This window comes from Bradyrhizobium sp. McL0615 (assembly GCF_049993905.1).
Classification (GTDB): Bacteria; Pseudomonadota; Alphaproteobacteria; order Rhizobiales; family Xanthobacteraceae; genus Bradyrhizobium.
Map to the genome: position 1 here is coordinate 7,036,081 of NZ_CP188254.1, position 14,764 is coordinate 7,050,844.

At 60.6% G+C, this 14,764-nt stretch carries 9 protein-coding genes and 1 pseudogene; 6 read left to right on the forward strand and 4 right to left on the reverse strand.

Annotated elements, in window-relative coordinates:
* Positions 1-124: 124 nt before the first annotated feature.
* From ACPPVP_RS34040 to ACPPVP_RS34060, 5 genes are all read left to right on the forward strand, one after another.
* Positions 125-1,369, forward strand: coding sequence for an ABC transporter substrate-binding protein (locus ACPPVP_RS34040; RefSeq protein WP_426527938.1), 1,245 nt, complete (start codon positions 125-127; stop codon positions 1,367-1,369).
* Positions 1,370-1,457: 88 nt separating this feature from the next.
* Complete coding sequence (locus ACPPVP_RS34045; protein ID WP_426527939.1) at positions 1,458-2,333, forward strand: branched-chain amino acid ABC transporter permease; 876 nt, start codon at positions 1,458-1,460, stop codon at positions 2,331-2,333.
* The gene (locus ACPPVP_RS34050; RefSeq protein ID WP_426527940.1) at positions 2,330-4,867 is read left to right on the forward strand and encodes an ATP-binding cassette domain-containing protein; all 2,538 of its coding nucleotides are present in this window, start codon (positions 2,330-2,332) and stop codon (positions 4,865-4,867) included. Before ACPPVP_RS34045 ends, ACPPVP_RS34050 begins: the two co-directional genes overlap by 4 nt.
* A gap of 15 nt (positions 4,868-4,882) precedes the next feature.
* On the forward strand, positions 4,883-5,032 hold the full coding sequence (locus tag ACPPVP_RS34055; RefSeq protein ID WP_426527941.1) for a hypothetical protein: 150 nt from the start codon (positions 4,883-4,885) through the stop codon (positions 5,030-5,032).
* 27 nt (positions 5,033-5,059) lie between these two features.
* A complete protein-coding gene (locus ACPPVP_RS34060; RefSeq protein ID WP_426527942.1) occupies positions 5,060-5,404 on the forward strand; it encodes a substrate-binding domain-containing protein in 345 nt (114 codons plus the stop codon).
* Positions 5,405-5,528: 124 nt separating this feature from the next.
* On the opposite strand, the pseudogene ACPPVP_RS34065 reads toward ACPPVP_RS34060, so the two are convergent.
* The 3 genes and pseudogenes from ACPPVP_RS34065 to ACPPVP_RS34075 form a co-directional block, all read right to left on the reverse strand.
* Positions 5,529-6,175, reverse strand: a pseudogene (locus ACPPVP_RS34065) (DUF2865 domain-containing protein); the annotation flags it as partial.
* A 168-nt stretch (positions 6,176-6,343) separates the two neighbouring features.
* On the reverse strand, positions 6,344-7,606 hold the full coding sequence (locus ACPPVP_RS34070) for an amidohydrolase family protein (RefSeq protein ID WP_426527943.1): 1,263 nt from the start codon (positions 7,604-7,606) through the stop codon (positions 6,344-6,346).
* A 2,883-nt stretch (positions 7,607-10,489) separates the two neighbouring features.
* Positions 10,490-10,687 (reverse strand): cold-shock protein, encoded by a 198-nt coding sequence (locus tag ACPPVP_RS34075; RefSeq protein WP_426527944.1) that lies wholly within the window; start codon positions 10,685-10,687, stop codon positions 10,490-10,492.
* Between the two features lie 394 nt (positions 10,688-11,081).
* Here ACPPVP_RS34075 and ACPPVP_RS34080 point away from each other — a divergent pair, with 394 nt between their 5' ends.
* Positions 11,082-11,714 (forward strand): response regulator transcription factor, encoded by a 633-nt coding sequence (locus ACPPVP_RS34080; protein WP_426527945.1) that lies wholly within the window; start codon positions 11,082-11,084, stop codon positions 11,712-11,714.
* 829 nt (positions 11,715-12,543) lie between these two features.
* Here ACPPVP_RS34080 and ACPPVP_RS34085 read toward each other — a convergent pair.
* Positions 12,544-14,643, reverse strand: coding sequence for a LuxR C-terminal-related transcriptional regulator (locus ACPPVP_RS34085; protein ID WP_426527946.1), 2,100 nt, complete (start codon positions 14,641-14,643; stop codon positions 12,544-12,546).
* Between the last annotated feature and the right edge of the window lie 121 nt (positions 14,644-14,764).

Below are 14,764 nucleotides of genomic sequence, written 5' to 3' on the forward strand. Positions count from 1 at the left end.
GGCGTTGACAGGAGCCATCGCGTCCGAAAATATCTTACAACAATAGAAGAACGTCTCTCACATTGTCGCATAAGCGGGAATCGGAAGAGAGAGCGTCGCGACGTATCCCGGGAGGAGAGCAGTGATGACCCGCTACAGCCGACGTACCCTGTTGAAGGCCGGCGCCGCCTTTGCCGGCGCCTCCGCGATCGGATCTCCTTCCATCCTCAGCGCCCAGGCCGCGCGAATAAAGATCGGCCATCTGGTGCCGCTGACCGGCTTTCTCGGCGCGATCGGCAGCTACGCCCAGCTCGGCGTGAAGATGGCCACCGACGAGATCAACGCCTCCGGCGGCATCATGGGCAAGCAGATCGACCTGATGTCGGAAGACTCGGTCAATCCCGCCACCGCGTCTACCAAGGCACAGCGCATGATCGAGCAGGACGGCGCGGTACTTTTGTTCGGCGAAATCTCGTCCGCCTCGTCGCTGGCCATCATGCAGGTCGCCGAGCGCAACAAGAAGGTGTTCTTCTCCACCGGCGCGCGCTCGGACGCGCTGCGCGGCAAGGACTGCAACCGCTATTCCTTCCACTGCGACATCCCCAACACCGTGATGGTCAACGCCGTCGGCACCGCGCTCAACCAGAAGGGCATGGTGAAAGGCAAGAAATTCGTCACGCTAACCGCGGACTATATTTTCGGCCACGACCTGCTGAAGGCCGCCAAATCGTTCTTCAGCGCCAACGACGCCACGCTGATCGGCGACGAGCTGATTGCGACCGACGTCACCGACTTCAGCCCGTATCTGCTGAAAGTCCGGCAGGCCAAGCCCGACGTCGTATGCTGCAACCTCGCCGGCAACCAGGTCACCAACCTCGTCAAGCAATATGCCGAGTTCGGCCTGCCCTACCCGCTGGTCGGCTTCAACCTCAACACCGGCGACGCCTGGGCGATGGGCGAAGGCAATCTCAGCGGCACCTGGCCGACGGTCTGGTATCACACACTGGAAAATCCCGCCTCAAAGGCTTTCGTCGAGAGCTTCACCAAGAAGCACGGCAAGCCGCCGGAAAACCACGCCTGGATCGAATACATCACGCTGAAAATGATCGCGCAGGCGATCACCGAGACCAAGTCGACCGAGAGCGACGCGCTGATCGCCTATTTCGAGAAGCAGACGCAGTTCGACATCATGAAGGGGCGCAAGGCCTATTTCCGCTCCTGGGACCATCAGCTGGTGCAGGAAGCCTATTCGTTCACGGTGAAGCCGAAGGGCGAGATGAAGGACAAGTGGGACATGCTGGTGCTCGGCGAAGCCGTGCCAGCCGCAGGCGCCGAGCTTGAATCGATCTACCCGACGAAGACGCAAAATCCCTGCAACATGAAGGCATAGAAGCCCGGGTCTAGCGTCGGGCACACTGGCGTTGCGGCGCCGGCACACAACGGCCGGCGCCGTCTCTTTTTAATCTTGCGGATCGCATATGCAGTTCGGATTTCTGCTGGAGCAGGTGGTGAATGGCCTGGTGCTCGGGGGCTATTACCTCCTGATCGCGCTCGGCCTGTCGCTGATCTTCAGCGTCGGCGGCATCGTCAATCTCGCGCATGGCGCGTTCTATGCGCTCGGCGCCTACATTTCCGTCGAGATCACGAAGTATCTCGGCTTCGGCCCGGCGGTGGTGCTGTCGCCCATCGCCGTAGCAATGCTCGGCATTCTCTTCGAGCGCTTTATCCTGCGCCGCTTCTACAACGCCGATCCGATCCTGAGCCTGCTGGTGACGTTCGGGCTCGCCATGGTCACCGAACAGGCGATCCGGATCATGTGGGGGGCGCCGCCAATATCGGCCGCGATCCCGCAAAGCTTTCGCGGATCGGTGTTTCTCGGCGACTTCCTGTTCTCGCGCTATCGGCTCTTGATCCTTGGCGTCGTCGCCTTGGTTCTGCTCGGGGTCTGGCTGCTGCTGCACAAGACGTCGTTCGGTCGCGTGGTGCGTGCGGGCATCCAGCGGCCGGACATGGTGGCGGCGCTCGGCATCCGCCTGCAGCCCTACATGACCGCGATCGTCATGCTCGGCGTCGGCATGGCGGCGCTCGGCGGCGCATTCTTTGCGCCGATCACGATCGTGCATCCGGCGATGGGCGCCGAGATCATCACGGTGGCCTTTGTCGTGGTCGTGATCGGCGGTCTCGGCAGCTTTTGGGGGGTGGTGCTGGCAGCAATGCTGGTTGGTGTCGTCCGCGGCATCACCATCCATTTCGCGCCGGCCGCCGGTGAAGCATCGATTTATGTGCTGATGTTTTTGGTGCTGCTGGTGCGGCCGCGCGGGCTGCTGGGCGAACGGATCGAGAAGTTCGAATGACAAGCGCGTTCCTCACCAAATATCATCAGCTGCTGTCGGCGACGCTCGCCGTCATCGCACTGCCGTTCGGCCTCTATCTGCTCGGGCTGTCGCTCAACACCGGCACCATGGTGGTGGCGCTCGCCATTGCCGCGATGGGGCTCAACCTCTGCATCGGCTATACCGGCCTCGTCTCGTTCGGCCACGGCGCCTGGTTCGGCATCGGCGCCTATGCGGCGGGGCTGATCCAGCGCAACTGGTTCAGTGGCGATATCTTCCTGCCGCTGCTGCTGGCAGCCGTCGTCGTCGCCATCATTGCGACCTTCGTCGGCTTCGTCATCCTGCGCCGGCGCGGCGTCTATTTCTCGCTGCTGACGCTGGCGCTGTCGGCGCTGGCCTACACCATCGCCTTCCGCTGGACCGCGGTGACCGGCGGTGAGGACGGCCTCGGCGGCCTGAAGCGCGGCAGCATCGGACCGTTCAGTCTCGACAATGCGCTGAACTATTACATCGTCGCGTCCGCGCTCTGCCTCGGCGTGCTCTATCTTCTGCTGCGGCTGGTGCGCTCGCCGTTCGGCCATGTGCTGATGGCGATCCGCGAGAACCAGTTGCGCGCCACGTTCCAGGGCTATCCGGTCGAGCGCTATAAGCTCGGCGTGTTCGTCATCTCGGCCGTGGTGACCGGCTTTGCCGGCGGGCTGATCGGATTCCAGAACTACCTGGTCTCGGCCGAGGCGGTCTCCGTCCCCTTCTCCGGCGAGTTGCTGGCGGTCGTCGTGATCGGCGGCATGCGCAGCATGCTGGGGCCGGCGATCGGCGCGCTGTTCTTCGTCCTGTTCCGCGAGCTGTTTTCGATCTGGACCTCGAACTGGCTATTGTGGTTCGGCCTCGTCTTCGTCGCCTTCGTGCTGTATTCGCCGGGCGGCCTCGTCGGCATCTGGGCGACGCTGGCAAAACGCTGGTGGCCGCCGCCGGAAGAATCCGCAGCGATGAGCCGCCGGAAAATCTACGAGGGCTTGCCGCTGCCGGCCTTCCTGCTGCCGAAAGGGCTCGACGGCATCGTGCTCGACGTGCGTGGCGTCTCGAAGAGTTTTGGCGGCATTCGCGCGGTCACCGATGCGAGCCTGCAGGTCGGCGCCGGCGAAATCCACGCCTTGATCGGGCCGAACGGCGCGGGAAAGACCACGCTGTTCAATCTGGTCTCCGGCCTCTACCCGACCGACGGCGGCACCATCACGCTGAACGGCCGCGAGATCCAGGGCGTGCCCTCGGAGGCGATCTGCCATCAGGGCCTGACGCGTTCGTTCCAGATCACCAATCTGTTCAAGGGACTGTCGATCTACGAAAACCTGCGGCTGTCGCTGCAGGCGCAGAACGCCTGCCGCTTCAACCTCTGGCGCGACATCGATCACTACAGGGAGATCCATGCCGAAACCGTGGAGCTGATAAAATTCCTCGGCCTCGAAGGCATCGAGACCATCGAGAGCGGCGAACTGTCCTATGGCGGGCAGCGACTGGTCGATCTCGGCATCGCGCTCGGCTCTAAGCCGAAGGTGCTGCTGCTGGACGAGCCGCTGGCGGGACTAGCCGCCGCCGAGCGCGAACGCGTCTCGAACCTCGTCAAGAACATCGCCGCCAAGATTCCGGTCCTGATCGTCGAGCACGACATCGACCGCGTACTCGGTTTCTCCCGCACCGTCACCGTGATGAACCAGGGCGAAGTGCTGATGACCGGTACCCCCGAGGCCATCCGCGCCGACCGCCGGGTGCAGCAAATCTATACCGGCACCGGCATCCCTGCGGTCGAGCACGCCAGCAGCGAACGGATCGGCACGAGCACCGCGCCGGTGCTGCGCTTCGAGCGCGTCAATACGTTTTACGGCAAGAGCCATATCCTGCACGACGCCACGCTCGACGTGCGCGAGGGCGAGATCGTTGCCCTGCTCGGACGCAACGGCGCCGGCAAGTCGACGCTGCTGAAGACGCTGGCAGGCCTCGTGCCGCTGTCGTCGGGCAAGATCGCCTATGCCGGTGCCGACATCTCCCGCCTGCCCGCGCCTGATATCGCGCGCACCGGCATCGGCTATGTGCCGCAGGGCCGCGGCCTGTTCGCCGGCATGACGGTGCGGGAAAACCTCTCGCTCGGTCGTCTCGCCCGCAAGACCGACGGCAGCAACGGCGTGGTGTGGGACGAGGCGCAGATCCTGGAATATTTCCCCCGACTGCGCGAACGCATGGATGTTGCGGCCGATTATCTGTCCGGCGGCGAGCAGCAGATGGTCGCGGTGGCGCGGGCGATGTCGGGCAATGTCAAACTGCTGCTGCTCGATGAACCCTTCGAGGGGCTGGCGCCGACCCTGATCCTCGAACTGTTTAGCGTGTTTGATCAACTACGGCGGCACACGTCCATTGTGATCGTTGAGCACAATCTCGATCTGGTGCTGGCACTGGCCGACCGCGTGTTTGCGCTGGAGCGCGGCGCGGTGTTCCATCAGGGTCCGGCGGCGCCGCTGCTGACGGATCTCGAGTATCGGAAGAAGATTCTCTGGCTGTGACCGACGGAGGCGACGATGCGACATCTGATCGTGGCGGCGATCAGCGGCGCAATGGCCTTGTTCCCACATGGCGCCGCCGCGGCGGACGACAAGATGACGATCGCCGTGTTCGCCAAGAATTCGACTAACTCGGCCTATGAAGCATTCCGTATTGCCGCCGACTAGATCGCAGGGATCACCGGGGCAAAGGTCGTGCATTTCGTGCCGAAGCAGCCGGACAATGTCGACGAGCAGAAGGCGATCGTGGAGCAGAATCCTGAAAGGATCGACCACGCCGTGATCTTCATTCCGGTCGACGATGTCGCGATGATCCCTTCGGTGAAGCTGCTGAACGACGCCGGGATTCCGGTGGTGCTGGTCTCCAATCCGCTGCCGGCCAGCTTTGTGAACTATGTCGGCGCCGACGATTTCGAGATCGGCTATCGCGAGGCGCGTTATCTGTTCGAGCATCTCGGCGGCAATGGCTGTCGGCCAATGACAGCATGGCACTCGGCGTGCTCGACGCACTCAAGGCCGCCAACCGCACCGCTGTGGTGATCGGCATCAACGGCATTCTCCCGGCGGTGAAGCAGATCGAAGCCGGCGGGATGCTCGCCAGCGTCGAATTCAACATGTTCAAGATGGGCTGCACCGCGACGCCGGCCGCTGACCGGCTCAATTTTATGTCGGCTCGCGCCGGTGCGACCTTCATATCGTCTAACCGGGCGCGCACTTGTGGCGTTAGGCCCGGAAAAGACGCCACCGGCGTGAACTCGGGGTCTGGTCGATGCCGGCTTTCCCGGAATAGGCGACGAGACCGTCTTGGGTTGCGAGCATGTCACCCGGGCGCAGCGAGTCGTCCAGTGCGAGAGCGACTAACGCGAGACCGGCGGGATCGTGGCCGTTGCAGGTGCAGTCGGCACGCAGTGCCTTCCGATAGGCAAAGGCGTTTTCGTTATCAGCGTAGCGTTCGCCGTTTTCTACATAGGCACCATCGATGCTTGAGCCGAAGAACACTTCCGTCGGGCTCGCCGGACAGAAGGCCTGGCACATCTGCGTCGGCGAGGGAGCGCCGCGCCTCAGCGGAAAATATTTTCCGTCGCAGCTGCGCACGCAGAAGCTAGGTCCCGAGGTTGCGACCGCCGGGGTTTCGACAACCGGCCGTGCGGGCGCCGGCGGCTGCAGGTTGGTGTTGAAAATATTGGCAAAAAATGGGGTCTGGGGTTGCTGCTTCTGGCTGCCGCCGAAAAAGAAATGGAGCAACCCTTCGGCCGAACTCATCGCGGGCGCCAACGCGACGGACCCAATGATGGTGGCAGCAACCAGCATGCGACGCAGCTCGCGCTGAAAGGACAATCGGTACGCAACGTTTGCTCCACTGGACGCAACGGACCTCTCTGCAGCATTAAGGGCGCCTGAGTTCTCATCGCGGCAATCGTGGATGCGAAACGCGCTCTAGCGCCGACAAACCGGAGCATAATGGCTGCCGTGTCATGATCATTGCCCGGCATCCGATCTGCTCGAGAGCATGTTCTTCCAGACTTGCCCGTTCTTGATGATGACGGAGAGGTTGCGGTCATAGTCTATGAGCAGGTCGATATTCTGGGTCGGATCGCCATCCACTAGAAGCATGTCTGCCCAGGCCCCGCGCTGCAAAACGCCGAGCTTCGCGTCCTTGTAAGGATTGCGCTCGCCGCTGAGCGCGAACAGCTCACAATTACCAGATGTAGCGATCAGCAATGTAGCTACGTTGCCAAACACGCGCGCGAAGCGGGTAAGCAGGAGGGCCTCGTTCTTCGTGCCCTCCGGCTGAAACAGAAGGTCGGTCCCGAAGGCCACCCTGCAGCCCACATCTTTCGCCCAGACGGCAACGCGATCCCAGTGGCTCGTCGGCTCCGCCTTTTTCATCTGCGCGGGCGTCAAAGGATTGTCGCCGGCCTCAAACGGCTGGAGGCTTAGCCAGATGCCCTTGTCCGCCATCACCTTGAGCGTGGCCTGATCGGCCATGTGGCCGTGCTCAATCGAGCGGACGCCAGCCTCAATCGCGCGTCGGATGCCCGGAACGGTATAAACGTGGGTACAGACATAGGTGCCCCAATCGCTCGCTACCTGGACCGCGGCCCCGATCTCCTCTGGGGTGTATTGGAGCGTGTCGATGGGGTCCGCATCCGAAATGACGCCGCCACCCAGCGCCAACTTGATTTGGCTCGCCCCGCGCTTGAACTGCATGCGACCGGCGGCCTCAACCTCCGGCACGCCGTTGGCGACCGTGAAAGCGCCGATCTCCTCGAACCGTGAAGGCTTTCCGCCAATCGCCACCGGGCGATCGTAGGACGGCCCGAAGTCGCCGTGTCCTGCCGTCTGCGAGATGAGAGCGCCACTGGGATAGACGCGCGGCCCAGGAATGACCTCGCGGTCAATCGCTTGTTTGAGGCCGAACGTCGGCCCTCCGGTATCACGGATGGTGGTGAACCCGCGCATGAGCGTCCGCTCGGCCTCGGCTACGGCGTTGGCGTACATCAGACCGGTGTCGGCGGCTTCCATGTTCGCCATCGTGTTCGGCGCGAACACCATGTGCCAATGTGCATCGCTCAGGCCCGGCATAAGTACTCGGCCGCCGCCGTCGATGACCTGCGCACCCGCTGGCGCTTGGATGGCTCCTGCCGATACATCCGCAATCCTGTCTCCGATCGCGAGAACATGGCCATCGCGCAGCCGGCCGTCAATCCCATCGAAGATGCGGACATTATTGAGGAGCACGGCTACGGGCCGCTGCTTCTGCGCTGCTCTAACTGATGCGGGAAGCGTAAGTGAGCAAGCTGCAGAGGCTATAAATCGGCGGCGGGAAAAGGTTGCGGTCATTTGCGTTCCGTGAATCGGAGGAACTTCCAGCTGCGTGTCGTCCCCAAACGGTCCGACCAATCGACGGCGTCGGATTGTCTTCCATTTACGCGGCGGAGCATAACGCTCTCGCTGCGCACCTGGGACGCCCTCACAAGCTTTTGATCTGATTGCCGAGAGGACCTGCTTCCGTTCTGAGTCCCTCAGCGGACATTCACTAGTGGCTGGCCCGGGTCTGGGGCAACTCACGCGGGGGATAGCTAAGCGCGTTAAACGGGTCACTCAGTCGAACTTGGCTTGATTGGTCTTTCCGTAGGAGCAGTCAGCGAACCACACCTTTCGCATTCAGCGAAATGGTAACGGTCGAGATTGTCGGAATGTACAGCACTGGCGCGGTGATTGAGTGCGCTTGCGGAGAGCCCAAGATCATCCATGGTCAGGAAGGTATCCCGGCCTATTGAAGGCGCCGGCTCGCTGAAAGCCCTGCGCCCGAAATGGAAGATTTGCAAACGAAGGACGGGGCCGTGGCGGTTTCTTATCGAACCACTAACGGCATCGTTCAGGCTTTGCTTGACATCGGAGACGACGGGTTTATCAGCCGCTGCCGCTGCGGCCCCCTCTAAGGGGCAGACTGACATGAAAACGCAGTTGGAGAAGCTGCAAAGGGACACAGCCGAATGCGAGATGATCCGAGACCTCGCGACCGATCCCAAGAAACGGGAGCTATTTGACCGGCTGGCTGCTCACCTGAGCGGTGTTGGCGTCTGAGGTCGAAAGGGCGATGCTAGAAGGCGGACGGAATAATTAATCGGACGCAGTGGCTCTGTCGGTTCTCGACTGCGAACTGCTTCATATTTCTAGCGGCCTCTGTGCCATATCATAGGATATGCGTGAGTTCGCAGTCCTCATGGCCCTCATCGCGGCAGTCTCGGCAGTGACGCAGTGTCAGCCGCGTGGGATCGCCTTGAAGCCCACCGAGCCAATGCCTGCTGTGCAAATCCCGTGAGACTGTCTATGCCGTCATTCGGCTGGTGCTGCGGGCGATCTTCCCGCCCGAAACCAAATAGTCCCGCCTGGGAACGCCGTGGAGGGCCGCCGGTAGGAATGGGACCTGGCGGCCCCTGCCGGCCGCTGCGTCGCCAACAGCCGCGACCAACTGTAATCAACGATAAGTGGCAAGTTTGGTTGCTATGGGTAAGCGTTAGAGTGGTGCCGCCGCTGGGGGCGCGGAGACGGGCCTGCGACGACCCCGCCAGCCGCGATGTCATGCGCTGTCACGGCCGACACGGGTTAACGGGCGCTGGCCGCGGAGTTTCAGGCGGCCCTTTCAAGTAATTGTCGGTGTCCTCCAAAACGCATTAGGAATCGAGGGTAGATAAAAATCAAGCACGAGTCCGTCCCCGAGTGCGGCAGCTTCGAAGTTTGATTTGCTGACGGTCGGCCCAGCCAGTATTGGGATGATCTCCCGAGCCGGCGACTTCACGCTGGACCGTGAGACCGCGGTGGAGAAGGCGAAGGCCGTTGCGAGAGCAGCCCAGAGGTAGGAACCTTTGCATGGGCCAAGACTTGACTACGCCGATTATTGCTTATCGGGGGGCTTCCGTGGGTCAGCAGCGTACGGATGTTAAGGCGACGTCGGCGAGTCCCGCCTGAGATAGGAACGCTTGCGTTGGCAATGAATATTACGTGAGCTCCCGGGATTGGCCCCTTAGCCCTCCCGGGAGTGAGCCGTCCCGGCTCCCCCAGTTCCTGTTGGTCGGGGCCGCTGTCTCGCAGCTACATAGCTGCGCCGAAATGTCGGCAATAGGCATACGACTAGCTCCAATTGTTTAGCGTTATGGGAGCGGCCCATGGATGATGACGACGCGAATAGATTCCTAAAGCAAGCTGCGATTTGCCGGGAAGAAGCGGACAAGGCGCCTGATCCTATCGAAGCGGCGAGTTGGCTGCGACTTGCCGAGGATTTCGAGCAGCGGGCCAAGCGGAATAGGTCCCGTAAGCGCGTGGATCGTATCCACGCCCGCGGCTAATCCGGACAACTGTCGCGCTCAACCGTCGGGGGGATTCGACACTCCATTCGCGGCGGGAATTCGGCCATGTTGCATTATTTTGTGCGGTTGGAGATCGGTAATGCGGCAATCCGCCGGTGTGAACCGGTGGGCACGAAAAAGCCGTCGCTGGGTTGAGACAGCGACGGCTCTACTCTTACTCTCGCGTAGTGATGACCTCCGCGATTGCTGGGTATCCTAGTCGCCGGAAGTTAAGGAACGCTTCCCGCTGATGCACCATCCGCCGTCTTTGTAGTTCGCGGCAAGAAAAAGCCCCGCCGGTGTGGGCGGGGCAGTTGGTTGGAAATCTCACCGCGGGGGGAGCGGTCAGGTAATTTATCTTAAGCCCACGTCGTGTAATAAGTTCCTAGAGTTGGCGTTGACGCTTCACGACGTTGAAATTGCGATCAGGGCTGAGATCGTCCCTTCATATTGGCGGCTTCGTTCATCCGCGTCCGAATTTTTCGTGCAGAGCGCTTGAACTGCCTGTCCTACGATCAGGTTATTCCAGGTGTCGGATTGAGATCCGCTTATGCGCTTTAGCTCTCCTGATTGTCCCACAGGGTCTATCGCTCGGAGGAGCGTTCGCTTTTCATTGGATTTCACATGGAACCTTCGCCACTGATCGGGATTGTGGCTCTGCCTTCAGCCCCTGCCCCCAAAGCCTCTGAAGGCAAGTTGTGGCCCCGTCTTTATTGCCTTGGACGGGGCCACAACTTTGTCTGGCCAGCGTGAGCCGGCGGACTCTATATTATCAACCTACCCGAAGGTTTTCGGCGGACTCTTTGCCTCGGTTTGCTTCTATTTCGTAGCTGACCTTCGCGCCCTCGTTCAAGCTGCTCAAGCTCGCTCTCTCGACGGCCGAGATATGGACGAACACATCCTTGCCGCCCGCGTCGGGCTGGATAAATTCATAGCCCTTTGTCGGGCCGAACCACTTCACTACTGCCACGCAACTACTCCCTCAGACTTGAAACAAGATTAGGGGAACCTAGCGAAAACAGCTATCGCCTGAAGGTCGTGGACCGCGGAAACCGGATACAACGCCGATGCCGATCTGCCGGGGCTCGGCACCTAAGGTTGTACCGCTGTTCGCGGGCCTTGAAGTCGAAATCTCCGAGGGCTGCTTTCGAAACCTGACTTGCTCTTGCTTTTGCGATCGGCAAGGCTAAGGAATAGTCGGCGATCACCAGTATCTTGAGGCGCCTATCGGCACGCGCTGCCACAAAGATCGATCGGCAGCAAGATCATCGGAATCGAGCGTACGACTACTTTCACCCCGTTATCCCAAATCTCTATATTCCAAATATCGCAATCACTAAATGTTGCCCGCAAGGGGTTGGATGATGCAGAAATCCGACAGATCGGCAACGAAGGTCCTGATTGTCGACGACCACCCGGTGGTCCTGTCGGGTTGCCGGTCGCTGTTCGCGTCGGACAACACGGTGAAGGTCGAGGAGGCCACCGACGCCAAATCCGGTCACCGCGCCTACTTGGCCAGGAAGCCTGACGTCACGGTGATCGATATCCAGCTTCCGGACGTTTCCGGCTTCGAACTGATGCGTCGCATCCGAAAAGACGATCCGGACGCGCGGATCATCATATTCAGCATGAATGACGATCCGGCGCTCGTGATTCGCGCCATCGAGTTGGGCGCGCAGGGCTATGTCTCGAAGGGCGACGATCCCCGGATGCTGGTGAAGGCGGTTCGGAAGGTCGCCGCGGGAGACAACTTCATTTCACCGCAGCTGGCATTTTCCGGCGCGTCGATCAAGGCCAATCCGGCGTCCCAAATGACAGCGCGCGAGCTGGAAATTCTTCGGCTGCTGGGCCGCGGCGACAAGATCGTCGAAGTCGCCAATGCGCTGGAGATTTCCTACAAGACGGTGGCCAACAGCACCTCATTGCTCAAGCAGAAGCTTGGCGCCAAGAACCATTCGGACCTGATCCGGATCGCGGTGGAGATGGGGCTGGATTGACGCCCGCATAAAATCAAGCTCCCTTTGGCCTGTCGGCCCCCTCAAGGCGTTTCGTCCACTTCAAAAGTCCTTCGTTACCAATTGCGCGCGTGTCTCGCGCCTAATGAAGTTTACCATCGTATAGGGAACTGGAATGAAATAATCCGCCGACTGAGTCATCACGAGGCGGGGAGGCTCGACGGAGGTTGTTTCTCTGCGCGCTCTGCCGCCAGCTTCCGGTAAGCCCTCGCCTGCCCTTTCAATCGGCTTTGAGCTTGGGCTCATGCTCTTTAGCGGCCAGCCGCTCGAACGTTAGTGCATGCTCGATGTACTCGGTGACGCGCCTTATCGAAGCGGCGTCCAGGGTCTGCCTTAACTCCAAAAATCCACTGAGCGAGGCTGTACGCCGCACGCGCGTGGAGGATGGGAGTTGAGGCACAGGAGTATCGATTTTACCATCGTTCAAGGTCTAGGACGCCCAGTGTGGAACTGGACGGTCACGATCAACGACATATGGCCTCGAGGTCAGGGGGGACGAAGTCTGAGGCGATAGCAGATGCCGAACGCGCTATCGATCGTGTCTTGGTTCCTAAGAAATTGAGGTTGTGCGGCCGGAGGACTGAAGCAAGTAGGAGCGTCGGGTATGACTTGCCTGGTCTGTGAGGATTGCGGCTGGGTGTGCGAGGTCCATCAAGACCAGCCTAGGGAGGGCCAACATGCGTGCACTTGTGGAGCCGCGAGCGTGCCCTGTCCAGCAATTTCGCGTCTCCCGATTATCCCTGGCCCCCTGCGTCTCGTGAAGGGATTGCAACTAACGAGGCGGCACGACTGCATCCCGATCAGTATATGGCTACACAATCAAATCGTGAACCGCATGGTGATTAGTGTGCCCTGAGTGATCGTGCTGCGCAGCTGAAGTATCAATCGCATCTGCATCCTGAACTGGCACCGGCCCCTTGTGCGCGGCAGCCTGCTGACCATCTCCTTGCGCTTTCCCGTTTCCGTGGCCCAGCTGCTGTAAGTCAAGAATGTCTGAAGAAGCATTGTTGGCGCCATGCTTAAAATGAAAGGAATCGCCAAGTTCGGTGCCAACGGCTGATTTGGCCTGACCGGCGTCGTCGGATGAAGCCCCGTCCTTTCTTCCAACCTTAACCTTCAATTCCGAATGTGCGTCGTTGGCAGAATCTACGGACGCTGTTTGTAGATCGTGCTGCGGTTTGTTCGTATCTAAATCGTCTGCCTGTGGATCATGCTTGGCGTGATGCTTGCCGGCCGCGGAGCCGTCATCAAAAGTCTGCAAATCGCGGTGCGCCGGCCCGTGATTGGAATCGTCTCCCGGGGCCTGATGCTTGGCATGCCCCTTGGCGGTTCCAGAGCCGTTGTCGGAATTATGCAGAGCCTTCTGGGATTGACCGTGATTTAAATCATCTCCCGAGGCCTCATGCTTGGCATGCCCCTTGGCGGTTCCAGAGCTGTTGTCGGAATCATGCAGGGCCTTCTTCGATTGACCGTGATTTAAATCGTCTCCCGAGGCCTCATGCGTTTGCCCCTTGACGGCTCCCGAGCCGTTGTCGGAAGCATGCAAGTGGGGCTGCCATTGACCATGATTGGGCCCGTTATCCTGGCCTGCCTGCGTTGTGTCACGCTGCGTGCCTTCGTTCGCGGCCGCCGCAACAACGTTGACGGTCCCGGAACCTTGGGGAATGGTGTTCCCTCGGTCGCTGCCGCTATCCGCCTCGCCATCACCAACATGAAGCTCGCTGCCGTCTCTGGCGATCGTATCGCCTCGGGCGAACTCGAATGCGAACGCCCCATCGTACACTGCAGTAGCTGGTGAGGCTGTGCCGTCGAAATTTGCGAAGCTGGGAGCTGCGACCGCTGCCAGTTCCTTGGCGTCGCTTGCGGTAGATGCAGTGAAGACATCAGCTAGGCCATCGCTAAAATCAAACGATTGCGCGGCGTGGGCGGCACCATCGAGCTCGTAAATCAAGACTCCGAAAGCCGCAATCATGAAGGTGCTGTAGCTGCTCGAACTCGGCCTCGGCGCGTTGAGTGCTGCCTGCGCAAATGAACTCGCGGCCATCGCGACACCGGGATCGACGAGTTTGCCGTTCGGCGTGGATGTGCCAGTTGCCGCGCCGGCGCGATCCTTGCTCGCGACTCTGGCTGGGTTGCCACCTGTAACTGTTTCTTTGCGGCTGATTTTGATGGTAACGACCTCCGCAGAGCCGTTAGCGGCCATGACCATGAAACTTTCGGTCGCGGTGTGACCGGCGTCGACTGTATCCTCCAACGCAGCCAGGATCGCAGCTGCCAGGATACTCATCGCGCCGTAACGGCGCGATAGGGCGAGCGCGGCGAGCTCCGTCCGGCTGCTGATTCCGAGCTTCTGTCGCGCGTGGTCGAGCTGAATCCTGACAATGTCCGGGGAGACGCCGAGCACCTGAGCAATCTTACTGTCTGATAAGCCTTCGGCGACGTGATCCATGATCGTCCGCTCGTTGACGGTCAGAATCGTCAGAACGTTATTGCCGAACGAGGCGATTCCATTGACTTCGTTACCGATCCTCGCCAGGTCGGCCCCCGGTTTTTCCATCCTCAGGGACTCCACCAGCGCTTCCGGTTTGGCGCTCATCGAAATCGCGCCGCAAGCACCGGTCGCCATTGCCCTGGCAAGATCGCCGCAGGCGACAGTAGCAGTGAAGAACATCAGCCGGGAGGAAAGGCCTTCGTCGTCCACGACGGCGAGCAGCTCGGAGGCGGTTACATCGGTGAACCCGTCCTCCAGTAGCACCACATCGGGCGTCAATCGGCGAATGGCTGCGAGGCAACTAGCTCCATCGAGACAGCACGCAACCACTTCGAAATCGGGCTGCGCTCCCAGCAGCGATACAAAACCCTGCAGAACAATGGGACGTCGATCTGCTATCACAAGTCGAACGCTACGCATGGGCTTCCTTCGCTCGGCCTCGCAACACATGAGACGGCTCAAACTTCCGGCGACTTAACTCCGCTCGACCGATCGTCGTTCTAATTCGTCGTAATAGAGCATGTGCAGGCGACCTTTTTAA